The sequence below is a fragment of the Qipengyuania flava genome (assembly GCF_019448255.1).
Lineage (GTDB): Bacteria > Pseudomonadota > Alphaproteobacteria > Sphingomonadales > Sphingomonadaceae > Qipengyuania > Qipengyuania flava_A.
In genome coordinates, this window is sequence record NZ_CP080410.1 from 1,463,641 (window position 1) to 1,486,502 (window position 22,862).

Consider the following 22,862-nt stretch of genomic DNA (forward strand, 5'->3'; position numbering starts at 1 on the left):
CGAGCCAACCGTATGCCTTTGCGCATGAGTTCGGGGCGAAAGCAGATCGACACGGTGGTGATCGTCGGCGGGGGAACCGCTGGCTGGATGACCGCGGCCGCGATTTCGCGCCTGCTGGGCGGCGTCGGCCTGGCGATTACGCTCGTCGAATCCGCAGCCATCGGCACCGTGGGCGTCGGCGAGGCGACCTTGCCGCAGATCCGCACCTTCAACCGTATGCTCGGGATCGACGAGCGCGAGATGATGGCGCGCACGGCGGCGACCATAAAGCTCGGCATCGAATTTCGCGATTGGGGCAAGCCGGGCGACCGCTACGTCCATCCTTTCGGCACCTATGGCGAGCCTGTTGAAGGGGTGGATTTCATCCAAGCCTGGGCGCTAGCCAACGCGCTCGGCAAGGCATCCGCAATTGGCGACTATTCGCTGCCCATCGTCGCGGCCTGGGCGGACCGGTTCGCACCGCCGGGCGAGGGCGGCCAGCAGCAACCCTATGACTACGCATTCCAGTTCGACGCTGGGCTCTATGCAGCCTGGCTGGCCGAACTTGCACAGGGCTCGGGCGTGGTTCGCCGGGAGGGGCGCATCGTCGAGGTGATCCGCGACGCGGAGAGCGGCAATATCACGTCGGTCCTCCTCGAAAATGGAGCGGTGATCGAAGGCGATCTCTTCATCGATTGCTCGGGCTTTCGTTCGCTGCTGATCGGCGACACGCTCGAAACACCGTTCGAGGACTGGAGCCACTGGCTGCCCTGCAACCGCGCCTTTGCAGTCCCTTGCGCGAACGGCGGCGAGCATGGTCCCTACACCCGGGCCACCGCGCGCGAGGCAGGCTGGCAATGGCGCATTCCGCTCCAGCACCGCGTCGGCAACGGCCTCGTCTATTGCGACGCCTTCTGGGAAGACGAGGCGGCGCGCGATGCCCTAGTCACCTCGCTTGAGGGAGAGGCCGGGGGCGAGCCTCGCCAGTTGCGCTTCACCACCGGGCGCCGGCGGGAATTGTGGCGCGGCAACTGTGTTGCCATCGGCCTGTCGGGCGGCTTCCTCGAGCCGTTGGAATCGACCAGCATCGACCTGATCCAGAGCGGCATCCTCAACCTTGTCGAGCTGTTTCCGGGTGCTGGCATCGCCGAGGCCGACCAACGCGAATACAACCGCCTGATGGACCTCGAGTTCGAGCGCATTCGCGATTTCCTCGTCCTTCACTACGTCGCCAACCAGCGCGATGGGGAATTCTGGACAGCGATGCGCGAAATGCCGCTGCCCGAAAGCCTGAGCGAGAAAATCGATGACTTCCGCAGACGCGCGCTGCTGCCCGACTATGCCGACGGACTGTTTCAGCCGGTCAGCTGGATATCGGTTTTCCTCGGCCAGAACATTGTCCCCGAAGGATGGGACCCGCGCGCCGAGGGAATTGGCGAAGCGGCGCTCGTCGAGACGCTGGACGGGCTGCGGCAGTCCTATGCGCGTGATGCGGCGGCTATGCCCGTGCACCGCGAGTTCCTTCGCATGTCAGGCGCCCAGTACGCGGGAGCTTCATCGTGAGTGCCGGAGCCGCAAAATCCATCGTCCTGGTCGGCGCCGCCGAGGATGTCTGGCCGGTCGCTGCACTTCTCGCTCCGGCTCTTCGCGCGCGCGCTGCCGTAACGGTTGTGGAGCACGGATCGGCGGAAGAAGCGGTTGCAGTAGTGCCGGTTGCCGACCCCTATTTCGCGCTTGCCGGGATCGCCGTTTCCGACCTTGCCAAGGCGGGCGCCGATTTTGCCCTCGGCTTAGCGCTGGAAGGTTTCGCTCCCGATGGGCGGCGGATCATTGTCGCTCCCTCAGGCGATCTGCCCATGATAGGCGGGCTGCCGTTCCACCACATCCTGCGCAGGGTGGCCGAGGAGGCCAAGGCACTCGACCGCTTCGCCGAGCTTTATGAGGGCTTCCGCTTCTGCGCTCGCGCGGCCAAGGCCGGGGCCATGGCGCTGCCCGAAGACGCCCCGCAATCTCCACTGGCGATGCTGGGTCCGCTGACCGCTATCGAGAGGACGGCGCTGGCGCAGCTACTCAAGAGCAAGTCGGATCTGTGCTCAATTGACGTGCTGCGCTGCGAGACTGTGTCGCTTGAGGAGGTGGCTGGTTCGGGCCAGCACAAGTTGACTGCGGATGGCACCCCGATTGGCGCAGACCTTGTCATCGACCTTCGGGCCCGCACGAAAACCGGTGGCGACCGCAACATCCCTGCTCTTAGCTCGGGGCTGCAAGCCACTGCGCATTACGAGGCGGGAGTACTTCCCACTTACCGGGCGCCCGATGCACGTAGCACTGGCGATGCGGCAGCTTATGCAAACGAGGCCCCTTGGTCGGGCAACCTCCTTCGCATGGGGCGCGCCTCGGCTCGTCTGGGCCCGCTGTTTGCCGCCGATGCGCGGTTGCTGCTTCTGCAAGCGCAGCACCTGCTCGAAACGCTTCCGGCAACACCCGACTTTGCGGCCGAAGCGCGGCGGTTCAACCAGCTTCATTGGCGCTCGGTCGAACGGCTGAGTGAATGGGTTGCCGTGCCCACCAGCCTTGGTGCTGAAGCCCAGCAGCCTGTGCCCGAGGGGCTCGCCCTGCGCGTCGAACAGTTCCGCAGCCGGGGGCGCATGCCCTCGTTGGACGGAGATGTCCTCGATCGGCAGACGTGGATTGACCTCTTACTTGCCTTCGGGGTGATCCCGCAGCGCCACGATCGGCGAGCGGATGCGTTCGATCCGCGCCAGCTCGACCATGCGCTGGGCACGGTGCGCGGCCAGCTTGAGCAGGCGCTGAAGGCTATGCCCGACAGCGCGCGTTTCCGGCACCGCTTCGCCTCATCCTGACACGCCGACGACAATAATTGCCGCCCGCCTGTTGCAGGTGCGAAAAGGCTTTTGTATGGCCGCGCGCATACGAATGCACACTCACTTCCAAGCGACGGGGTTTTCCAGATGACTTTCGATGAGATGAAGGCGCGTATCGCCACCGGACAGGGCTTTATTGCAGCGCTCGACCAGTCGGGCGGTTCGACCCCCAAGGCGCTCAAGGGCTACGGTGTCGAAGAGGGCGCGTGGAGCACGGAAGACGAGATGTTCGGCCTCATCCACGAAATGCGCCAGCGCATTATCGAAAGCCCGTGTTTCGGCAACGGCAAGGTCATCGGCGCAATCCTGTTCGAGAAGACCATGGAAGGCGAAAGCGGCGGCAAGTCGGTGCCCGCCCGCCTCAAGGAACGCGGCATCGTGCCGTTCCTGAAAGTCGACAAGGGCCTTGAGGACGAGCGTGACGGCGCGCAGCTGATGAAGCCCAATCCGGGCCTTGAAGATATGTGCAACCGCGCCAAGGAGCTCGGCGTCTTCGGCACCAAGATGCGCAGCGTGGTCAAGTCGGCCAATGCCACCGGCATCAAGGCCGCCGTCCACCAGCAGTTTGCAGAAGGCGCGCGCATCCTGTCTTGCGGCCTCATCCCCATGCTCGAGCCGGAATACGACATCACCGCCGCCGACCGCGCGGAAGGCGAGAAGATCCTGCTCGAGGCAATCGAGGAAGGGCTCGATGCGCTCCCCGAAGGCCAGCAGATCATGCTGAAGCTCTCGATCCCCAAGGAAGCTGGTCTCTATTCAGGGCTCACCAGCCACCCCAAGGTGCTGCGTGTCGTGGCGCTTTCGGGCGGCTATTCGACCGACGAAGCCTGTAGCGAACTCGCCAAGAACCCCGGCATGATCGCCAGCTTCAGCCGCGGCCTGCTGCAGGACCTGCGCGCCACGCAGAGTGACGACGAATTCGACGGCACGCTGTCGGGCGCGATCGACCAGATCCACGCCGCCAGCGTCGCCTGATCGCGCAAATTCGATCCGGCAGGTTGGCGCTCGGCACGAAGCCCGTTAGGGGCAGGCCATGACCGAACCAACCTGCCAGATCTATCTCATCTCCCCGCTCGACGTGTCCGGCGATTTTCCGGACCGGCTCGCGCGCGCCATCGATGCGGGAGAAGGGCTCGTGACCGCGTTCCAGTTTCGCGTGAAAGGCCTGGATCAGCACGAGGCCGCGGCACTTGCCGAGCCGCTGCAAGCGATTTGCGCCGAGCGCGAGGTCGCGTTCATCGTCAACGACGACATCGCGCTCGCAAAGCGCCTCAAGGCCGACGGTGTGCACCTGGGGCAGGGCGATGGCGATCCGGCCGAAGCGCGCGAAGACCTGGGCCGCGAGGCGCAGATCGGCGTGACCTGCCACGCCTCGCGTCACCTCGCCCTCGAAGCGGGCGAAGCGGGCGCGGATTATGTCGCCTTCGGGGCGTTCTTCCCAAGCACGACCAAGGAAACCGAGCATCGGGCCGAACTCGATCTGCTCGAATGGTGGAGCGAGATGGTCGAGCTGCCCTCGGTCGCGATCGGTGGCATCACTCCGGAAAATTGTCAGCCCATCGTAAAGGCGGGTGCGGACTTCATCGCGGTTTCCGGAGCGGTCTGGAACGGCGATGAAGTGGTTGCCGTTAAAGCCTTTTCGGAGCAAATCGCAGCCGCGTGAGTTGGGCATCTGAAAGGGATTGCCGCCTGCGTCCCGTATTCAGGAGAGGTCGCCCTCATGCGCACGTACATACTCGCCGCCGTTTCCTCGCTCGCCCTGGCCGCCTGTGGCTTGCAAGGCCAGGACAACGAACAGGACACCGACACTGTTGCGAGCGCCGATAGCGGCACCGATTACGGCTATGACACCTACGGCGATGACAACCTTGCCGACACCATGGCCTCAAACGACGATCGCTACATGAACGAGATCGACGCCGATGCTGAGGGCGAGGAGGCACAGACCTCCGACATACCCGACAGCGAGGAGCGCCCGGTCATGCAGGCGCAGGTCGTGCTCGACCGTGTCGGCTTCGGGCCCGGCGTGATCGATGGCAAGATGGGCATGAGCACCGAGAACGCTCTGCGGGGATTCCAGGAAGCGAATGACCTCAAGGTGACCGGCAGGCTCGACGACGCCACCAAGGAGGCGCTGTCCGATTGGGAGCGTATTCCGGCAACGCGCGTGGTGACCATCCCGGCAAGCTGGAGCGAGGCGACCTACACCGATATGCCGGAGGATGTAGCCGAGAAGGCCAAGCTCGAAACGCTCGGCTACAAATCGCTCGACGAGCGCCTTGCCGAGCGTTTCCACACGACGGTTGATGTGCTCAAGCAGCTCAATCCCGGCGGCAAGCCCGCAGGAATGACGCAGGCCAGCGGGACGTTGAAGCCGACCCCGACACCGACGCCGACCTCCAGCGAGACTAAGGCTTCGAGCGCGGCGAAGTCGGAGAGCTACTTCGCTGCCGGCCAGCAGATCCGCGTGCCGAATATTGGCGGCGACCGAATTGCGCCCGGCTCGGTCAGCGAGACGAGCTGGCAGCAGACCCTGGCCTCGCTCGGCGTCGGCAGCGACCAGCCCGAAGTCGATCGCATTGTCGTCAGCAAGGCCGGCAAGACACTCAAGGCCTACCAGGGCGACACGCTGGTTGCCCTGTTCACGGTCAGCTCGGGCTCCAGCGAATTCCCGCTGCCGCTTGGTGAATGGGACATTGTCGGGGAGGCCTACAATCCGCCCTACAGCTACGATCCCGAGGTGCTATCGGGCGGCAAGCAGGACGGCGAGGAATACACGCTGCCGCCCGGGCCCAATTCGCCTGTCGGTGTCGTCTGGATCGATCTGTCGAAGGAACACTACGGGATCCACGGCACCCCCGATCCCGAGACCATCGGGCGTGCGCAGTCGAGTGGATGCGTGCGCCTTACCAACTGGGACGCCGCGCGGCTTGCCGGAATGGTCTCGCAATCGACGCAGGTGATTTTCGAGGCTTGAGGCGCTAGGTTGGCCCCATGAACATCGTCGATCGCATTCTCACCATTGTCATTACGGCCACGCTCACCAGCGCGATCTGGATCGTGGCTGGCGGCAGTCTCATCGAAAACGCGACCAGCGTCAGCCAGCGGGACCAGACCCGTCCGGCGGAGGCCGCGCCGAGCCCTTCGCCGCAGGCGAGCGACGCAGATGCTGTCGATGGGCTGGACGAAGAGGAAGCGAACACCCTCGCAGCGCTGGACGCTGGTCTCGATTCCTCGACGACCGAAGTCCCTGACGCGAGCACCGGGCGGGAACTCGTGGTGCCTGTTCTCAACGTACGCCGTTCCGACCTGACGGACACCTTCAGCGATTCGCGCGCCGGTGGTTCCCGCTTGCACGAGGCGATCGATATCATGGCGCCCAAAGGGACCAGCGTGGTCGCGGCCGGCCCGGGGGAGATCGAAAAGCTGTTCGAAAGCGATGCTGGCGGCCTGACGATCTATGTGCGTTCAGGCGACCGGCGCACGATCCACTATTACGCGCATCTCGATGAATACGCGCCGGGCCTTACCGAAGGCCAGCGGGTTCGCAGAGGACAGCGGCTCGGGACGGTCGGCAGTTCGGGCAACGCCTCGGATGACGCGCCGCACTTGCATTTCGCGATCCTCCAGACGAGCGAGGACGCCGAGTGGTGGGAGCCCGCCAACGCGGTCAATCCCTATCCGCTGCTGACCAGCCGCTAGCTTTAGTCCTTCAGCCCGCCCGCGCGGTGGCAGCGCAAGCGGCCAAGTTTCCCGTCGCGCCCGATTTCCTGGAGCATGCCGGAACCAAGGCGCATGAATTTCGTGCCGCGCATCGGGCCGCGCGTGAAGGTCACCTGCTTGCCTTCGAGCAAGTAGGTCCCCGTACCGCGCGCGGTACGATAGCTCGATCCGCCGGTGATCGCGAAGTCGCGGCCTTCCTGTTCGACCCAGGCGGCCCCGGTCGCATCGCCGGGCAGGGCGCAGACATATTCGCCGCGGTCGAGCAGGGCGAGGCGGCCCTGCGAAGCGGCAGGAGAGGCGACAAGGCCGACGGCTGCGGCCAACAGGGTGAGAGTGCGTGTGATTGTCATGATATCGATCCTTGGCCGCGCATATAGGGCCTTCGCCTGCGCATTTCCACTCGCTTGCCCGCAAGCCCCGCGTCGGCTAAGGCGCGCCGCACACGTCCGCCAGCGGTGGCGGGCACGCTCTTTAAAAAGTCGAAGGTAGCTTCCCCATGAAGATCAGCGGCGTGGACATCCGTCCGGGCAACATCATCGAGTACGAAGGCGGCATCTGGAAGGTCGCCAAGATCCAGCACACCCAGCCCGGCAAGGGCGGCGCCTACATGCAGGTCGAAATGAAGAACCTGCAGGATGGCCGCAAGACCAACGTGCGCTTCCGCAGCGCCGACACGGTCGAAAAGGTGCGTCTCGATACGGCGGACTACCAGTTCCTTTACGAAGACGGCGACATGCTCGTCTTCATGGACCAGCAGACCTACGAACAGATCAACCTGCCCAGCGACCTGCTGGGCGATGCACGCCCGTTCCTGCAGGACGGCATGCAGGTGAAGCTCGAGCTGTGGGAAGAGAAGCCGATCTCGGTCGAGCTGCCCGCGCAGATCGAAGCCGAAATCGTCGAGGCCGATGCCGTGGTGAAGGGCCAGACCGCTTCGTCCAGCTACAAGCCTGCCGTGCTCGACAACGGCGTTCGCATCATGGTCCCGCCGCACATCGAAAGCGGCACGCGGATCATCGTCGACGTGTACGAGCAGTCCTACGTCGGCAAGGCCGGCTAAGCCGGACGCGCTATGGGCAAATCCGTCGCCAGCCGGTTCGAGAACATCGCGATCGACAGCAGTGTGCTGCGCGCGGTGATCATCAACGATGACGAGCTGACGCTGGAGATGGACTTCTGCCTGGAGCCGTCACACCCGGACTACGAAGAGCCGGGGGCCGGGGAAGACGCGTGCTTCCATCCCGGCCTGCTGAAATTCGCCGGGATAACCCGGCTTTCCCTGGAACGCGCAGAAGGCGCCGCATCGGATGCGCGCCGCTTCGCAATCCATTCCTTCACGATTGAAGGCGCGAAATTCGACATGGCCTGCGAGTGGGGCGACATCCACCTGCAGGCCCGTTCGATCCGCGTCCTGACCGAATAAGAGAGTTATCATGGCCGTTCTATCGGGTGTCATCCGCGTCATGGAGAAAGCCGCGCGCAAGGCGGGTGGCCGCCTGCGCCGCGACTTCGGCGAGGTCGAGCACCTCCAGGTGAGCCGCAAGGGCCCGGCGGACTTCGTGTCCAAGGCCGACCGCATCGCTGAGCGCACGATCTACGACGAATTGCTGGCCGCGCGTCCCGACTGGGGTTTCGTCATGGAAGAAGCCGGTATCATCGAAGGCGATGAGGACAAGCCTCGCTGGATCGTCGATCCGCTCGACGGCACCAGCAACTTCCTCCACGGCATCCCGCATTTCGCCATTAGCATCGCAGTGCAGGAACCCAAGCTTGGCGGCGGGGGCTGGGGCGATGTGACCGCTGCGGTCATCTACAACCCGATCACCGACGAGACTTTTTGGGCCGAGAAGAGCCGCGGTGCCTGGCTGCACGATGGCCGCCTGCGTGTTTCGGCGCGTCGCACCCTTCCCGAAGCGCTGATCGCAACCGGTATTCCCTTTCAGGGCCATGGTGATTTCGGTGAATGGACCAAGATCTTCGGTGCGATCGGCCCGCAGGTCGCCGGCATCCGCCGTTTCGGCGCAGCCTCGCTCGACCTCGCATGGCTGGCGGCAGGACGTTTCGACGGTTTCTGGGAAAGCGGGCTCAACGACTGGGACACCGCCGCAGGCTGCCTGATCGTACGCGAGGCAGGCGGTTTCGTGTCCGATTTCCGCGGCCGTTCGCAGCCGATCCATTCGGCCCAGGTGCTCGCAGCGAACGACGCGTTGCACTCGAAACTGCACAAACTTCTGGTCGGCGCGCTCAAGGCTTGATGCGCGCTTGGGGCGAGGCTAACGCCTGCGCTCCCGACCCGTTGCCCCTGTGGCGGAATTGGTAGACGCGCTCGACTCAAAATCGAGTTTCTTCTGAAGTGCCGGTTCGAGTCCGGCCAGGGGTACCAAACTAAGGCCTTGCGCAAAGCCGAAGAAACTGGAATTTCCGGCTTCGGATGATCGGGGTTCCTTCCTACCATGCAATCGCGGCGATGGTTGTTACCATCGCCATGTTCGTTGCCTTTGCGCGCGGGCGCATGTCGGTGGAGATCATTTCTCTCCTGACCATCGCGGTCATTGCGGTGGGTCTCTATTTCTTCCCGCTTCCGGACACTGCGCCAACCGATGGCCTCTCGTTGGCGTTCTCGGGCTTTGGCCACTACGCCCTCATCACGATCTGTGCGCTGATGATCATGGGGCGGGGGCTGGTGGTCACGGGCGCGCTTGAGCCCGCGGCCCGATTCCTCGAACGCTTGTTCAAAATCAACCTGCAGCTGGGCCTGCTGTTCTCGCTCGTCGTCACCTTCGTGCTGTCGATGATCGTCAACAATACTCCGGTGCTGGTTCTGCTTATCCCGATCTTCGTACAGCTGGCGCTGCGCGGCCTGTTGCCTGCATCGAAAGCCCTCATCCCGATCAACGCCGCCTCGCTCATGGGCGGGCTGGCGACGACGATCGGTACTTCCACCAATATCCTCGTCGTTTCGATCGCGGTGGACCTGGGCATGCCCGAGATGGGCGTATTCCATTTCACGCCGATCGTGCTGTTCGCCTCGCTCGTTGCGCTGCCGTTCGTCTGGATCGTCATGCCGCGCATGCTGGGGGATAACCGGGTCGAGACAGTGCATTCGCAGCGCCTTTTCGAAACCCGCCTGCGGGTGACCGAGAGCTCTATCCTCAACGGCCGCGAGCTGTCCGAGCTGGAAACCCGCCTGCCAACCGGTATCGAGTTCCACGACGTCCCGCCGGGCCTGATGCGGCCGCACCACCGTTTGCGCATGACGGGCACGCACGAGGCCATCGAGGAAGCCATGGCCACCCTGCGCGGGGATGCGGCGCCCAGCTGGGTGCTGGACCGGATCCGCCGCCGTTCGAGCGAGACCGGCACCGACATCGCAGTTGGCGAGATGATCGTGACGGCGGATTCGCGCCTCATTGGCCGCACTTTGCCGAGCTCAGGCATTGCCGATCTCTACGGTGTCGCAGTCATCGGCACGCACCGGCCCGAACGTCTGGTGGGCGAGAAAGAGCAGTTCTCCGAAGGCGGCGATCACCGCTTTGCCGAAGGCGATGTGCTGCTGGTCATGGGCCTGCCTGACGACATGCAGCACTTCGCCCGCGCCGATAGCCTGCTGCAGCTCGAAGGCATGCGCGAGCTGCCGCGGCGTTCCAAGGCGACGCTGGCCGCGGGCATCATGGGCGGCTCGATCGCGCTTGCGTCCTTCGGCCTTGTGCCCATCGCGATCGCCTCGCTGGCGGGCGCAATCCTCATGTTCGTGACGGGCTGTGTGAAGTTCGACCGCGTGGGACGGGGTCTTTCGGGCAGCGTCATTGTGCTGGTTGCGGCCAGTATTGCGCTCGGCCGGATCATTCTCGACAGCGGGGCTGCGGACTGGATCGGGACAGTGCTCGCCGTGGGCCTCGATTATCTGTCCCCGGCGGCTGCGCTCGCGGCCATCATGCTGGCGATGACCTTCCTCACCAATTTCGCCTCGAACGCGACGGCGGCGACGGTCGGCACACCTATTGCCTTTGCGATTGCCACCAAGCTGGGGCTACCGCCTGAGCCGCTGGTGCTGGCCGTCCTGTTCGGCAGCAACCTGTGTTACGCAACGCCGATCGCCTATCAGACCAACATGCTGATCATGGCCGAAGGGTCCTACGAATTCCGCGACTATGTGCGCACCGGCGTGCCGCTCGTCCTGATCATGGTGACGATGCTGTCGCTCGCCCTCGTGGTCACTTACGACCTTTAGGCGAAGCGCCTGCATAGGCGCGGGGGGGCTTTCCTACCGCGCCGACCTCTGCAACACAGGGCGCAATTGAACCCGCATCAGGGGGTGCGGGTGGTTTTGGTGCCATGGATCGTGTTCCATGTGTTCCAAGCTGTAGGGAGATCAAAAGGCATGCCCAAATCCGTTCCAACACAGCTCGCGGCGCTGGCGATGCTGCTTGCCGCACCGGCCCAGGCCAACGAACTGCGCGCCGACCTTGAAGCCGACATGCCCGGCCTGATGGAGCTGTACCGCGATCTCCACGCCAATCCGGAACTCAGCTTCGAAGAGTACAAGACCGCCGCCAAGCTGGCCAAACGGATGCGCGACCTGGGGTTCGAGGTGACCGAGGAGGTCGGCAAAACCGGCGTCGTTTCGGTGATGCGCAACGGCGAAGGACCGACCGTGCTGCTGCGTGCCGACATGGACGGCCTGCCGGTGATCGAACAGACAGGCCTGCCCTACGCTTCGAAGGTCATGGCCACCCCGGCAAGCGGCGTAACAACGGGGGTCATGCACGCCTGCGGTCACGACACGCATATGGCGGGTTTCATCGGTGCCGCGCAGCTGCTCGTCGACCACAAGGACAGCTGGCAGGGCACGCTCGTGATGGTTCTGCAACCCGCTGAGGAGCTGGGGCTGGGCGCTCTCGCGATGATCGAGGACGGGCTCTACACCCGCTTCCCCAAGCCCGACTATGCCATCGCGTTCCACGACGCGGCCGCGCCGATGCCGGCCGGGACGATCGGCTACACGCCGGGCTACGCGCTTGCCAATGTCGACAGCGTGGACATCACGGTGAAGGGCATCGGGGGGCATGGCGCCTATCCGCACACCACGGTCGACCCGGTGGTCCTCGCCAGCTCGATCGTCATGAAGCTGCAGACGGTGGTGAGCCGCAACTCTTCGCCGCTGGACCCGGCGGTCATTACGGTCGGCAGCTTCCATGCCGGGGCCAAGCACAATATCATCAGCGATGAAGCCAAGTTGCAGCTCACCGTGCGCAGCTATTCGGACGAGAGCCGCCAGCTGCTGCTCGACGGTATTCGCCGCGTTGCGCGCGGGGAGGCGATTACGGCGGGGCTGCCGGAAGATCTGATGCCCGAGATCGCGATCGAAGAAACCTACACGCCCTCGACCTACAACGATCCGGACTTCACCGAGCGCATGGCGGCAAGCTTCAAGGCGCGCTTTGGCGAGAACCGCGTGGGAGAAACGCCGCCGGTGATGGGCGGAGAGGATTTCAGCCAGTTCCGCCGCGCAGCGCCTGAGGATGTGCAGTCGATGATCTTCTGGATCAGCGGAACGCCGCAGCCCATGCTCGAAGCGCTGGAGACGGACGGCACGCCGCTGCCGTCGCTTCACTCCCCCTTCTGGGCGCCCGATGCCGAAAAGGTCATCGCCACCGGGGCCGAGGCGCTGGCAAGCGCAGCGATCGAGCTGATGCCGGTGAGCGGAAGCTCTGCGGCTCCCTGACAAAAATGTGGCCGCCGGAGCATTGGGGGTGCTCCGACGGCCGTATTCTCCTCCCCAGGAGAACGTGTTGGTCTGTACCGCTGCAAGGCTGCGTCAGCACAGTCGATAGGGTACCTCACTCGGAGGGGACGTAGGTCCCCAGCCGGTGGTGGAGGGCGTTGATCTTCGCCAGTTCCTCGCGATCCTCGGTCTGCCGGGCGTAGGCCGTGAGCGCGGTGCGCAGCAGGCGGAAGTCGGCGGTCGAGAACAGCGCGCGAGCGCGGCCCGGTTCGGTCTTGGGAGTGTCGTCGGTCATCGTCGTCATATCTCCTCTCCTTAGGCGGCGGCGAACTGGTTCATGGTGTTGTCCTTGCCGCCAGCCTTGAGCGCGGCTTCACCAGCGAAGTATTCCTTGTGATCATCGCCGATGTCGGAGCCGGCCATGTTCTGGTGCTTCACGCACGCGATCCCCTGGCGGATTTCCTCGCGCTGGACGTTCTTCACGTAGCCAAGCATCGCCTGCTCGCCGAAGTATTCCTTGGCGAGGTTGTCGGTGCTCAGGGCCGCCGTGTGGTACGTCGGCAGCGTGATGAGGTGGTGGAAGATACCGGCACGCTTCGAGCCATCGGCCTGGAAGGTACGGATCTTCTCATCGGCTTCTGCTGCAAGCTCCGAACCATCGTAGTCGACGCTCATCAGCTTATCGCGATCGTAACCGCTCAGGTCCTTGCCGGCTTCGGCCCAGGCATCATAGACCTGCTGGCGGAAGTTCAGCGTCCAGTTGAAGCTGGGCGAGTTGTTGTAGACCAGCTTGGCGTTGGGGACCACTTCGCGGACCCGATCGACCATTCCGGCGATCTGCTCGACATGCGGCTTCTCGGTTTCGATCCACAGCAGGTCGGCACCGGCTTCCAGCGCGGTGATGCAGTCAAGCACGCAGCGGTCTTCGCCGGTTCCGGGGCGGAACTGGTAGAGGTTGCTGGGTAGGCGCTTGGGCGCCAGCAGCTTGCCGTCGCGGCTGATGAAGACCTGGCCGTTCTTGATGTCGGCAGCGTCGACTTCGTCGCAATCGAGGAAGCTGTTGTACTTGTCGCCGAGGTCGCCCGGTTCCTTCGAATAGGCGATCGACTTGGTGAGGCCTGCGCCGAGGCTGTCGGTGCGGGCGACGATGATGCCGTCGGGAACGCCGAGTTCGAGGAAGGCGTAGCGGATCGCGCGGATCTTCTGGTGGAATTCCTCGTGCGGAACGGTGACCTTGCCATCCTGGTGGCCGCACTGCTTTTCGTCCGACACCTGGTTTTCGATCTGCAGGGCGCAGGCGCCGGCCTCGATCATCTTCTTGGCGAGCAGGTAGGTTGCCTCGGCATTGCCGAAGCCTGCGTCGATGTCTGCGATGATCGGAACGACATGCGTTTCATGCTCGTCGATTTCCTTCAGCAGGCGGTGCGTGTTGACCGCGTCGCCGGCTTCCTTGGCTTCGTCCAGCTGGCGGAACAGGCCGCCGAGTTCGCGGGCGTCGGCTTGGCGCAGGAAGGTGTAGAGTTCCTCGATCAGCGCGGGCACGGTCGTCTTCTCGTGCATCGACTGGTCGGGCAGGGGACCGAAGTCGCTGCGCAGGGCGGCAACCATCCAGCCCGAAAGGTAGAGGTAACGGCGCTTGGTGCTGCCGAAGTGCTTCTTGATGGAGATCATCTTCTGCTGGGCGATGAAGCCGTGCCAGGTGCCGAGCGACTGGGTGTAGTTCGCCGGGTCAGCATCATAGGCTTCCATGTCTTCGCGCATGATCTTCGCGGTGTAGCGGGCGATGTCGAGCCCCGTGCGGAAGCGATTCTGTACGACCATGCGCGCGGCGCTCTCGGCGTCGATCGCACCCCAGGGTGCGCCGTTGGCAGCAATGGTTTCGTTCAGTTCGTTGATCCGGGCCGAGTAGGTCACGGGGATACTCCTTAGTCGTGTTGGGGCGTGATCGCCTGAGGCCTAGGTGCGTCACCCAATTCGGTTTTGATAGGTAAATTTACAAAAATTCTTGTCTAATCGGCGCGAATGAGGCTATCAAACCTGTAAATATGTAAAGAAAGTCACATATGGCCGACGACGCTCTCTTTGCCGGACCTGCTGTGCGCCGCCTGCGCAAGCGCGAAGGCTTGACCCAGGCTGCCACCGCTGCCCGGCTCGACATCTCGCCGAGTTACCTGAACCTGATCGAGCGAAACCAGCGCCCGGTCAGCGCCCGTGTCATGATGCAGCTGGTCGAGCAGTTCGACTTCGATCCGCGCACCCTGCGCGAGGACGAGGCGATCGGAGGGCTCGACGGCCTCGCGCGCCGTTTCTCCGACGAACGGTTTCAGGACCTGGGTGTCGATAGGGAAGAATTGCAGGAGTTTCTGTCTTCCGCCCCTCAGGCTGCGGCCGCGTTCGCGCGGCTCTACGACAACGCCGGGACAGCTTCGGCGCGGGAGGACGACCCGCTGTCAGCATCGCGGCTCGAGATCGAGCGTTGGCGCAACCACTTTGCCGACCTCGACACCGCCGCCGAAGAGCTGGCTGACGAGATGCGCCTGTCGCGCGGCGATTTCGGCATGGCGGTGACCGAACGGCTGCGGGAGCGGCACCAGCTTTCGGTCCGCATCCTGCCGCGCGAGGTCATGCCGGACAGCCTGCGCCGGCTCGACCTGCACGCCCGCCAGGTCCAGCTTTCCGAGATGCTGAGCGTGCCTTCGCGAAACTTCCAGCTCGCGCTGCAGCTCGCGCAGCTGGAATTTTCCGAGGCCATCGAGGCAGTCGCGCGCGGCGCGAATTTCGAGGATGAGGCGGCGACGGCGCTCTTTGCCCGCCACCTTGCCGGCTATGTCGCCGCGGCCCTGATCATGCCCTACGGCCGCTTCCTGCGCGCTTGCGAGGCGACGGGCTATGACCTTCCCGTGCTGGAGCGCCGGTTCGGGGTGAGTTTCGAGCAGCTGGCGCACCGCCTCACCACGCTCCAGCGGGTGGGTCAGCGCGGCCTGCCGTTTTTCATGGTGCGCCTCGATCGCGCAGGCCAGTTCTCCAAGACCTTCACCGGGGCGAGCACGGCGCGTTTCGTGGAATCGGATACAAGCTGCCCCTTGTGGCACGCGCACCGGGCGTTTGACCGGGCAGGGGAACTGCAGGTGCAATTTGTCGCGCTCGACAATTCCGGAGATCGCGATGGTGGTTGGCTGACCATGGCGCGGACGGTTGAAGGCAGCGGTGCACCGGGCGAAGCGCAGTTCGTGGTTGCGGTCGGGGTGGAAGCCGTTCTCGCGAATGATCTCGCGCAGGCGCGCGGCGTTTCGCTGAGAGCCGACGATGCGCAGCCGATCGGTCCGGGATGCGCCCGCTGCCACAGGATGCGCTGTAGCCAAAGGTCTCTGCCGCCGGCCGGTCGCCGGCTTGCCTTCGACACGATCCGCAGGGGCGTAACACCCTTCGAATTCGCCGACGGTTAGCATTCAACAGGCGCGACAGCCCGGAACAGGGAAAGCTGGCGAGCGTTCCCTGCCGCAGACCCATAGTCGCAAGAAAGACCTGAAATGACAGAAGAACGCGTGACCCGAACGACGGACGAGGCCGGAAACACCCACACCACGCACACGGTTGTCACAGACGGTGACCGGCGCGCCGGCGGCACCAATTGGGTGCTTGTCCTACTGGTGCTGGGCGTTGTGATTGTTGGCATCATTTTCTTCACGCAAATGAGCGGTGCGGAAGTTGCCAAGGACAATGCGATTGCCGAAGCGGCCAGCGAAGTCGGCGACGCGGCAGGACAGGTCGGCGATGCCGCGGAGTCCGCCGGCGAAGCGATCGAGGACGCGGTAGCCAACTAAACGGCCCGAACGGGAACCATTGTAAAGTTTACCGACGGTTCATCCCTGTGTGCTAGTTAAGAATCCCGACACTAGCAATTGGTGAGCCGGACCGGATGATCCGCCTTTTCAAGCACTACATTTCCTACAATGTCGTGCTGTTGTCCCTGATAGATCTCGTACTCCTCGCCTTGGCGGGGGAGGCGGCCTGGCGCCTGCGCGTCGGGCAAATCGGCGTCAGTGTCGGCAATCTTTCAGACCGGGTCCTCGAACTTGGTGGTTTTGCCGGAGTGGTGTGGCTCGCCATGATTGCCGTGGGCACGTATGGGCCCGAGGCGCTACGCTCGATCCGTTTCGCCACCGCACGCCTGCTCGTTGCGGTCAGCCTCGGAGTGCTGGCCATCTCGCTGATGAACCTGGTTCTTCCGGGCTCGGCGCTGTGGCGCTCGGTTCTTCTCTACGCGATGGCTATCGCGATTGTTGCGCTCGTTCTCAACCGCCTGCTGGCCGGCCGCATGCTGGGTGTCGAGGCTTTTCGCCGCACGATTGTCGTGCTCGGAGCAGGCGAGCGTGCAAAGCGATTGCAGCGCCTTTCGCAGCGAGCCGACAGCGGCTTCGCGGTCGGCGGATTTGTCGCCATGGGCGATAGCCCCGCAAGTATCGAGACCGCGGTCCCGCGCGAATCCATTTCCGACCTTGGACAGTTCGTCGAGCGGGTTGGCGCAAGCGAGGTCGTCCTTGCGCTGCAGGAACGCCGCAATGCCCTGCCGCTTAAAGACCTTCTCAAGGTCAAGACGAAGGGGGTGCACGTCAACGACTTCTCGAGCTTCCTCGAGCGCGAGACGGGTCGCGTCGATCTCGACACGCTCAACCCGAGCTGGCTGATCTTCTCGGATGGCTTCTCGGCCGGACGGCGCCTGTCGAGCCTCGGCAAACGCCTGTTCGACATTGTGGTCAGCCTGGTGATCCTGGTGATCGGGCTTCCGCTGATCGTTGTCTTCGCGGTCATCATCAAACTGGAAAGCAAGGGGCCGGCCTTCTTCCGCCAGACCCGTGTCGGCCTTTACGGACAAACTTTCCAGATCCCCAAGCTGCGCTCGATGCGTACCGATGCCGAAGCGGCGGGCGTCAAATGGGCGGACAAGGATGATCCGCGGATCACCCGCGTTGGCCGCCTGATCCGCAAGGTCCGCATCGACGAGCTGCCCCAGGTCTGGAGCGTGCTGAAAGGCGAAATGAGCTTCGTGGGCCCGCGGCCGGAAGTGCCGGCCTTTGTGGTCGATCTCGAGAAGGAGCTGCCCTTCTACGCCGAGCGCCATGTGGTGAAGCCCGGCATCACGGGCTGGGCCCAGATCAACTATCCTTATGGCGCCAGCATCGAGGATGCCCGGCACAAGCTGGAATACGACCTCTACTACGCCAAGAACTACACACCCTTCCTCGACATCCTGATCCTGCTGCAGACGGCACGCGTGATCCTCTGGCCGGACGGCGCGCGATGATGGGTTGGGTCGCAAGTTTTTCCTACGCCGCCTACACGTTGGGTGCGATCGTGTGCGCGCTCGCGGCCATCTGGATCGCGCGCAAGGGCGATGCGGAACGGGCTGACCGGACACCGGCGATCGCCGCGCTCGCGCTCACGGCCAACTGGTGTTTCGCCGCAGCGAGCTTCGAGCCTGGTCGGCCGATTGTCGAGCTGACCGAAATCGCGCGCAACCTTGCATGGCTGTTCATGCTCTTCCGCCTGTTCGGCAACGACGGACGCGACGAGACGCTGCGCCTCGTTCGACCCGCGGTGTTCGCACTCGCCTTTGTGGAAGTGCTGCAATTCGCGCTGCTGCTGATTGCTCGCCAATATGCGGTGACGCCGGAACTGGTGACGCTCACCTTTGAAACCGCCGCGCTATTCCGGGTCATGGTGGCCGTCGGCGCGCTGGTGCTGCTGCACAACCTTTATGTCGGCGCCGCCACCTCCTCGCGCGAGATCCTGCGGTGGAGCGCGGCCGCTCTTGCGGGCCTCTGGGCGTTCGAGCTCAACTTCTTCACGCTTGCTTACATCACTGGCGAGGTCTCGCCGGAAATGACTGCCCTTCGCGGGCTGGCGGCCGCGATGGTTGCCGTGCCCTTCGCCATCGGGTTCAACAAGAGCGCATCCGGCCTCCAGTTCAATCCCTCGCGTGCGGTCACCTTCCGCTTCCTCTCGCTGCTCATCATCGGCGGCTACTTTGCCCTTATGCTGGGTCTTGCGCGCTGGCTCGACATGCTGGCGGGCGACCTTGCACGCATGACGCAGGTCGGCCTTATCATCGCGGCCGGTGCGCTGGCGCTGATCTGGCTGCCTTCGGACCGCCTGCGTGGATGGCTGCGGGTCACGGCGATCAAGCACCTGTTCAAGCACCGCTACGACTACCGCAACGAGTGGATCCGCTTCACCCACACGATCGGGACCACGGGTTTCGAGAACGCGACCTTGCAAGAGCGCCTGGTCAAGGCACTTGCCGACATAACCGACAGCCCGTCTGGCCTGCTTCTCGTCCCGAGCGACGATGGAGAAATGGAGCTGGGTGCGAACTGGAAATGGCCGGAAATCGATGTGCCTGCGAAGGCCGCTCCCGCGGCGCTCAGCGACGTTCTGGAGCGCAATGAGTTGATCATCGACTTCGACGAGGTGCGTCAGGGGATCGATCACCATGGCGAGCGCGAGCTGATACCCGACTGGCTGCGCGAAGACGCGCGCGCCTGGGCTGCGGTCCCGCTTCTCCACTTCGACCGTCTCGTCGGCCTTGTGATCCTTTCGCGTCCGCTGGTCGAGCGCGAACTGGACTGGGAAGACTTCGACCTGCTCACCGTGGTCGGTCGGCAGCTTGCGAGCTATCTTGCCGAGCAGGCCGGGCAGGCAGCCCTGCTGGAAGCGAGCCGGTTCGATGAATTCAACCGGCGCATGGCGTTCGTGATGCACGACATCAAGAACCTGTCGAGCCAAATGTCGCTCCTGTTGCGCAACGCGGAGAAGCACGCCGACAAGCCCGAATTTCGCAAGGACATGCTCGTTACCCTGCGCAACAGCGCCGACAAGCTCAACACGCTGCTGGCGCGCCTGGGGCGGTACGGTTCGCCCGCTTCGGTGGAAGCCGCGCAACTCGATCTGGCCAGTGCGGCAAAGAGCGTCGCCGATCGCCTCGGTAAGGTCCACCCGGTCGCGGTCCTGCGCTCGGAACCGGTTACCGTCGAAGCCGATCCCGAGGCGCTCGACCAAGCGCTGGTCCATCTGGTGCAGAACGCGATCGATGCCAGCGAAGCCAACAGTTCTGTCATGCTGGAAGTCATCAGCGATGGCATCGCCGGCAAGGTGCATGTGATCGATAATGGCAAGGGTATGTCGCCCCAGTTCCTGCGCAACGGGCTGTTCAAGCCCTTCGTGTCGTCCAAGTCCGGAGGGTTCGGCATCGGAGCCTTCGAGGCGCGCGAACTGATCCGCTCGATGGGTGGGCGTCTCGATGTGGAATCGCGCGAGGATCTGGGCACGCGTTTTACGGTGAGCCTGCCCCTCAAAGAGGCGGCGCACATAATTGATCGAAGCCAGACGGCTGAAGAGAACGAGGTCGTATAATGGCGGACACCAAACCCAAATTGCTGATCGTCGAGGACGACGAAGGCCTGCAGGCGCAGCTCAAGTGGGCCTATGACGATTTCGACGTCGTCATCGCCGGGACCCGCGAAGCGGCGCTAGCCGCGCTGCGTTCCGAAGAGCCCGCTGTAGTCACGCTCGATCTCGGCCTTCCGCCCGATCCGGACGGTACGACCGAAGGCTTTGCCGTCCTCGAAGCGATCATGGCGATGAAGCCCGACACCAAGGTGATTGTCGCATCGGGCCACGGCGCGCGCGAAAGCGCGCTGCGTGCGGTGGAGCAGGGGGCCTACGATTTCTACCAGAAGCCGGTCGATATCGACACGCTCGGTCTGATCGTTCAGCGGGCCTACCGCCTGCACCAGATTGAAAACGAGAACCGGCGCCTGTCCGAAAAGGTTGGGGAAGATCGCACCGTCCTTGGCTCGATGGTCACCGCAGCTCCCGAAATGGCCAAGGTCGCGCGCACGATCGAGCGCGTGGCGCCGACCAATGTCTCGGTCATGCTGCTGGGTGCGAGCGGAACGGGCAAGGAGCTGCTTGCCCGCGGCGTGCACGAATCCAGCGACCGGCGCGGCGGTGCGTTCATCGCGATCAATTGCGCGGCGATTCCGGAAAACCTGCTCGAAAGCGAGCTGTTCGGCCATGAGAAGGGCGCGTTCACGGGCGCCGTGAAAATGACCGAGGGCAAGATCGAACTGGCCGATGGTGGTACGCTGTTCCTTGACGAGGTGGGCGACATACCCCTGCCGCTTCAGGTCAAGCTGCTGCGTTTCCTTCAGGAACGCACGATTGAACGCATCGGGGGCCGCAAGGCGATCTCGGTCGACACGCGCATCGTTTGCGCCACCCACCAGAACCTTGAAGCGATGATTGCGGAAGGCACGTTCCGCGAGGACCTGTTCTATCGCCTAGCCGAAATCGTCGTGAAGGTGCCGACGCTGGCGGATCGCCCGGGCGATGCCGTGCTGCTGGCCAAGCATTTCCTGACCCGTTTTGCCGACGAGATGAACCCGCAGGTCAAGGGTTTCGCCCCTGATGCGCTCGCGGCGATCGATGGCTGGAACTGGCCCGGAAACGTGCGCGAACTCGAAAACCGGGTGAAGCGCGCGGTGATCATGGCGGACGGCAAAATGGTGTCGGCGGAAGACCTCGATCTTGAGCAGAGTGACGAAGAGGGGGGCGACATAGCGCTCAACCTCAAGGCCGCGCGCGAACAGGCGGATCGCCGGATGATCCGCCAGGCGCTTGCGCGAAGCGAAGGCAATATCTCCAACACCGCGAAACTCTTGGGAATTAGCCGGCCCACGCTCTACGACCTCCTCAAGCAATATGACTTGCAGGCCTGACACCTTCTTGCGCTTCATCGCTCTGATCGCCGCCGTCGCGCTGGGTGCCTGCGCCGAGAGCGAACAGCCGCCCACGACGATCGAAAGCGCGCAGGCCGAACTTGCGCGGGGCAAGCCGATTGCTGCCGAAGTCTTCCTCGAACGCGCGCTCGAAGAAGGCGCCGAGCGGAGCGCTGTTGCAGCCTTCTTCGGTCAGGCACAGTTGCAGGAAGGCGATATGCGCGCCGCTCGCGAATGGCTGGGTCCGGGCGAATTTTCCGACGAAACGCGAGCGCTGGGCTTTCGCCTGCTGGGCGAGCTGGAAATGCGCGAGGGCAATCTGGCCGAAGCGGGAAGGGCCTTCGATCGCTCCTTCGAGGCCAATCCCGACAGCGCAGACCTGTGGGTCGACATCGGACGGCTGCGCTATCGCGGCGGCGAGCAGTTGCAGGCCATCGAAGCTGCGGATCGCGCTCTGGAGCTGGATGAAGGCAATGCGGAAGCGCTGCGTTTTCGCGGCCAGCTGGCCCGCGACGCCGAAGGAATGATGGCCGGCGCCCGGCTGCTGGAGCGCGCCCTGGCGAGCCGGCCTGACGATGTCGGCCTGAGGGTCGAATACGCCGCTACGCTGGGGGACGCCGGTCGCGCCAGTGACGCGCTGGAGGTCTTGCGGGCCAATGGCGGAGAGGCGGCTCAGAACCCGCGCGGATTGTTCGTCCAGGCCGTCATTGCAGCGCGTGGCGGCTACTTCCCGCTGGCGCGTACCCTGCTGACGCGGTCCGAACTCCCACAGCAAGAGGTTGCGGCGGCCCAGCTGCTGTCGGCGATCATCGACCTGCAAGAAGAGAACTTCGCCAGCGCCGCGCAGACGCTGGACAGGCTGTTCGCGCGCCAGCCCGACAACCGCCGGGTCCGCGACCTGCTGGCCTACGCGCTTTCGCGCAGCGACGGCGAGCGCGAGCTTGTTCGCCGGTTCGGGGAATTCGCAGCGGGTTCGGCCGGCTCGACCTATCTGCGCACGCTCGTCGCGCGTGCCTACGAGACGCTCGATGATCGCGAGAAGGCTGGGATATTGCTGGACCTTGCCGCTGTGGGGAACGCCAACCTTTCGATCCTTCCCAGCGCTACCCCGCCCGAAGCCCTGGCCGTGTCCACCGTCGAATCCGGGCTGGAAACGCGGGACTATGTGCGCAGCGCCATTGCCGAGCGCGAGGCCAGCCGGGCGCTTGGCCGGGCGCGGGCCTTTGCCGAGCGCCATCCCGGCTCGGGCGATGCCTTCGCTATCCTGGGCGATGCGGAGTATGCGCGGGGTAACAAGCGGGCTGCGCGCGAGGCCTATGAGCGCTCGGCAAGCGTGCGGCGCCCTTGGCCTCTCACGCTGCGGCTCGCAGGAACGCAGGATGACGCGGAGTCCGCGACGCGGGTCCTGGAAGCCTATGTGCGCGAAAACCCGATGAACGGGGAAGCGGCGGCCATACTGGCCGATGCCTATGCCGCTGAGGGAAATTGGGAGCAGGCCAACCTGCTGCTCGATCACGCAATCGGCCATGGCATGGGTCGTGTGCCTTGGGTCCTGGCCGCGCGAAGCGTAGGCGCCTTGCAGGGGGATGACGGGGAAACCGCGCTTGCCCTTGCGCTGGCCGCGCATGACCTACAGCCGATGAACCCCCTCGCTATCGCAGCGCTTGTCGCTTCGCTGCCCGAAAGCGAAGAAGCGGCTCGCAACGAACTGCGTGCGAAGGCGCAGTCGCTGCGAGGAAATTGATCCCCTCGACAAGGCCGCTTGCGCGG

At 64.2% G+C, this 22,862-nt stretch carries 20 protein-coding genes and 1 tRNA gene; 18 read left to right on the forward strand and 3 right to left on the reverse strand.

The annotated features are described in order from the left end of the window. The first annotated feature begins 24 nt into the window (after positions 1-24). From KUV82_RS07215 to KUV82_RS07240, 6 genes are all read left to right on the forward strand, one after another. The gene (locus KUV82_RS07215; RefSeq protein WP_219953638.1) at positions 25-1,542 is read left to right on the forward strand and encodes a tryptophan halogenase family protein; all 1,518 of its coding nucleotides are present in this window, start codon (positions 25-27) and stop codon (positions 1,540-1,542) included. Next, on the forward strand, positions 1,539-2,843 hold the full coding sequence (locus KUV82_RS07220) for a tryptophan 7-halogenase (RefSeq protein WP_219953639.1): 1,305 nt from the start codon (positions 1,539-1,541) through the stop codon (positions 2,841-2,843). Before KUV82_RS07215 ends, KUV82_RS07220 begins: the two co-directional genes overlap by 4 nt. A gap of 108 nt (positions 2,844-2,951) precedes the next feature. Continuing rightward, complete coding sequence (locus KUV82_RS07225; RefSeq protein ID WP_219953640.1) at positions 2,952-3,839, forward strand: fructose bisphosphate aldolase; 888 nt, start codon at positions 2,952-2,954, stop codon at positions 3,837-3,839. 58 nt (positions 3,840-3,897) lie between these two features. Next, on the forward strand, positions 3,898-4,527 hold the full coding sequence (gene thiE, locus KUV82_RS07230; protein ID WP_219953641.1) for a thiamine phosphate synthase: 630 nt from the start codon (positions 3,898-3,900) through the stop codon (positions 4,525-4,527). A 57-nt stretch (positions 4,528-4,584) separates the two neighbouring features. Beyond that, a complete protein-coding gene (locus tag KUV82_RS07235; RefSeq protein WP_219953642.1) occupies positions 4,585-5,841 on the forward strand; it encodes a L,D-transpeptidase family protein in 1,257 nt (418 codons plus the stop codon). 17 nt (positions 5,842-5,858) lie between these two features. Then, positions 5,859-6,566: a M23 family metallopeptidase gene (locus KUV82_RS07240; RefSeq protein WP_219953643.1), complete on the forward strand. Its 708-nt coding sequence runs from the start codon at positions 5,859-5,861 to the stop codon at positions 6,564-6,566. Between the two features lie 2 nt (positions 6,567-6,568). Here the strand turns inward: KUV82_RS07240 and KUV82_RS07245 are convergent, their stop codons facing one another. Then, positions 6,569-6,937: an elongation factor P gene (locus tag KUV82_RS07245; protein WP_258319674.1), complete on the reverse strand. Its 369-nt coding sequence runs from the start codon at positions 6,935-6,937 to the stop codon at positions 6,569-6,571. Positions 6,938-7,083: 146 nt separating this feature from the next. Here KUV82_RS07245 and efp point away from each other — a divergent pair, with 146 nt between their 5' ends. From efp to KUV82_RS07275, 6 genes are all read left to right on the forward strand, one after another. Then, positions 7,084-7,647 (forward strand): elongation factor P, encoded by a 564-nt coding sequence (gene efp / locus KUV82_RS07250; RefSeq protein WP_219953644.1) that lies wholly within the window; start codon positions 7,084-7,086, stop codon positions 7,645-7,647. A gap of 12 nt (positions 7,648-7,659) precedes the next feature. Further along, the gene (locus KUV82_RS07255; RefSeq protein WP_219953645.1) at positions 7,660-8,010 is read left to right on the forward strand and encodes a hypothetical protein; all 351 of its coding nucleotides are present in this window, start codon (positions 7,660-7,662) and stop codon (positions 8,008-8,010) included. Positions 8,011-8,020: 10 nt separating this feature from the next. Then, positions 8,021-8,842 (forward strand): inositol monophosphatase family protein, encoded by an 822-nt coding sequence (locus KUV82_RS07260; protein WP_219953646.1) that lies wholly within the window; start codon positions 8,021-8,023, stop codon positions 8,840-8,842. Between the two features lie 43 nt (positions 8,843-8,885). Further along, positions 8,886-8,970 (forward strand) — tRNA-Leu (locus KUV82_RS07265). 84 nt (positions 8,971-9,054) lie between these two features. Further along, on the forward strand, positions 9,055-10,818 hold the full coding sequence (locus KUV82_RS07270; protein WP_309148067.1) for an SLC13 family permease: 1,764 nt from the start codon (positions 9,055-9,057) through the stop codon (positions 10,816-10,818). A 150-nt stretch (positions 10,819-10,968) separates the two neighbouring features. Then, on the forward strand, positions 10,969-12,312 hold the full coding sequence (locus KUV82_RS07275; RefSeq protein WP_219953648.1) for an amidohydrolase: 1,344 nt from the start codon (positions 10,969-10,971) through the stop codon (positions 12,310-12,312). A 115-nt stretch (positions 12,313-12,427) separates the two neighbouring features. Here the strand turns inward: KUV82_RS07275 and KUV82_RS07280 are convergent, their stop codons facing one another. Together KUV82_RS07280 and KUV82_RS07285 are read right to left on the reverse strand one after the other, a co-directional pair. Further along, a complete protein-coding gene (locus KUV82_RS07280) occupies positions 12,428-12,616 on the reverse strand; it encodes a hypothetical protein (protein WP_375541192.1) in 189 nt (62 codons plus the stop codon). Positions 12,617-12,627: 11 nt separating this feature from the next. After that, positions 12,628-14,208: an isocitrate lyase gene (locus KUV82_RS07285; RefSeq protein WP_258319889.1), complete on the reverse strand. Its 1,581-nt coding sequence runs from the start codon at positions 14,206-14,208 to the stop codon at positions 12,628-12,630. A 167-nt stretch (positions 14,209-14,375) separates the two neighbouring features. On the opposite strand from KUV82_RS07285, the gene KUV82_RS07290 reads away from it, so the two are divergent. From KUV82_RS07290 to KUV82_RS07315, 6 genes are all read left to right on the forward strand, one after another. After that, positions 14,376-15,758, forward strand: coding sequence for a helix-turn-helix domain-containing protein (locus KUV82_RS07290; RefSeq protein ID WP_219953650.1), 1,383 nt, complete (start codon positions 14,376-14,378; stop codon positions 15,756-15,758). An 84-nt stretch (positions 15,759-15,842) separates the two neighbouring features. Beyond that, a complete protein-coding gene (locus tag KUV82_RS07295) occupies positions 15,843-16,136 on the forward strand; it encodes a hypothetical protein (RefSeq protein ID WP_219953651.1) in 294 nt (97 codons plus the stop codon). Between the two features lie 95 nt (positions 16,137-16,231). Then, positions 16,232-17,617, forward strand: a complete 1,386-nt coding sequence (locus KUV82_RS07300) for a TIGR03013 family XrtA/PEP-CTERM system glycosyltransferase (RefSeq protein WP_219953652.1) — start codon at positions 16,232-16,234, stop codon at positions 17,615-17,617. Further along, positions 17,614-19,725 carry an XrtA/PEP-CTERM system histidine kinase PrsK gene (gene prsK / locus KUV82_RS07305; RefSeq protein ID WP_258319675.1) on the forward strand — a complete coding sequence of 704 codons (2,112 nt, stop codon included), beginning with the start codon at positions 17,614-17,616 and terminating at the stop codon, positions 19,723-19,725. The genes KUV82_RS07300 and prsK overlap by 4 nt, the downstream gene beginning before the upstream one ends. After that, positions 19,725-21,092, forward strand: a complete 1,368-nt coding sequence (gene prsR / locus KUV82_RS07310) for a PEP-CTERM-box response regulator transcription factor (RefSeq protein WP_219953653.1) — start codon at positions 19,725-19,727, stop codon at positions 21,090-21,092. The genes prsK and prsR overlap by 1 nt, the downstream gene beginning before the upstream one ends. Then, positions 21,076-22,836 carry a tetratricopeptide repeat protein gene (locus tag KUV82_RS07315; RefSeq protein WP_219953654.1) on the forward strand — a complete coding sequence of 587 codons (1,761 nt, stop codon included), beginning with the start codon at positions 21,076-21,078 and terminating at the stop codon, positions 22,834-22,836. The genes prsR and KUV82_RS07315 overlap by 17 nt, the downstream gene beginning before the upstream one ends. Positions 22,837-22,862 lie beyond the last annotated feature (26 nt).

Coding starts and splice junctions, on each gene's coding strand:
- KUV82_RS07215 (WP_219953638.1), top strand. CDS start 25: ATGAGTTCGGGGCGAAAGCAGATCGACACGGTGGTGATCGTCGGCGGG.
- KUV82_RS07225 (WP_219953640.1), top strand. CDS start 2,952: ATGACTTTCGATGAGATGAAGGCGCGTATCGCCACCGGACAGGGCTTT.
- thiE (WP_219953641.1), top strand. CDS start 3,898: ATGACCGAACCAACCTGCCAGATCTATCTCATCTCCCCGCTCGACGTG.
- KUV82_RS07235 (WP_219953642.1), top strand. CDS start 4,585: ATGCGCACGTACATACTCGCCGCCGTTTCCTCGCTCGCCCTGGCCGCC.
- KUV82_RS07240 (WP_219953643.1), top strand. CDS start 5,859: ATGAACATCGTCGATCGCATTCTCACCATTGTCATTACGGCCACGCTC.
- KUV82_RS07245 (WP_258319674.1), bottom strand. CDS start 6,937: ATGACAATCACACGCACTCTCACCCTGTTGGCCGCAGCCGTCGGCCTT.
- efp (WP_219953644.1), top strand. CDS start 7,084: ATGAAGATCAGCGGCGTGGACATCCGTCCGGGCAACATCATCGAGTAC.
- KUV82_RS07255 (WP_219953645.1), top strand. CDS start 7,660: ATGGGCAAATCCGTCGCCAGCCGGTTCGAGAACATCGCGATCGACAGC.
- KUV82_RS07260 (WP_219953646.1), top strand. CDS start 8,021: ATGGCCGTTCTATCGGGTGTCATCCGCGTCATGGAGAAAGCCGCGCGC.
- KUV82_RS07270 (WP_309148067.1), top strand. CDS start 9,055: ATGGTTGTTACCATCGCCATGTTCGTTGCCTTTGCGCGCGGGCGCATG.
- KUV82_RS07275 (WP_219953648.1), top strand. CDS start 10,969: ATGCCCAAATCCGTTCCAACACAGCTCGCGGCGCTGGCGATGCTGCTT.
- KUV82_RS07280 (WP_375541192.1), bottom strand. CDS start 12,616: ATGACGACGATGACCGACGACACTCCCAAGACCGAACCGGGCCGCGCT.
- KUV82_RS07290 (WP_219953650.1), top strand. CDS start 14,376: ATGGCCGACGACGCTCTCTTTGCCGGACCTGCTGTGCGCCGCCTGCGC.
- KUV82_RS07295 (WP_219953651.1), top strand. CDS start 15,843: ATGACAGAAGAACGCGTGACCCGAACGACGGACGAGGCCGGAAACACC.
- KUV82_RS07300 (WP_219953652.1), top strand. CDS start 16,232: ATGATCCGCCTTTTCAAGCACTACATTTCCTACAATGTCGTGCTGTTG.
- prsK (WP_258319675.1), top strand. CDS start 17,614: ATGATGGGTTGGGTCGCAAGTTTTTCCTACGCCGCCTACACGTTGGGT.
- prsR (WP_219953653.1), top strand. CDS start 19,725: ATGGCGGACACCAAACCCAAATTGCTGATCGTCGAGGACGACGAAGGC.
- KUV82_RS07315 (WP_219953654.1), top strand. CDS start 21,076: ATGACTTGCAGGCCTGACACCTTCTTGCGCTTCATCGCTCTGATCGCC.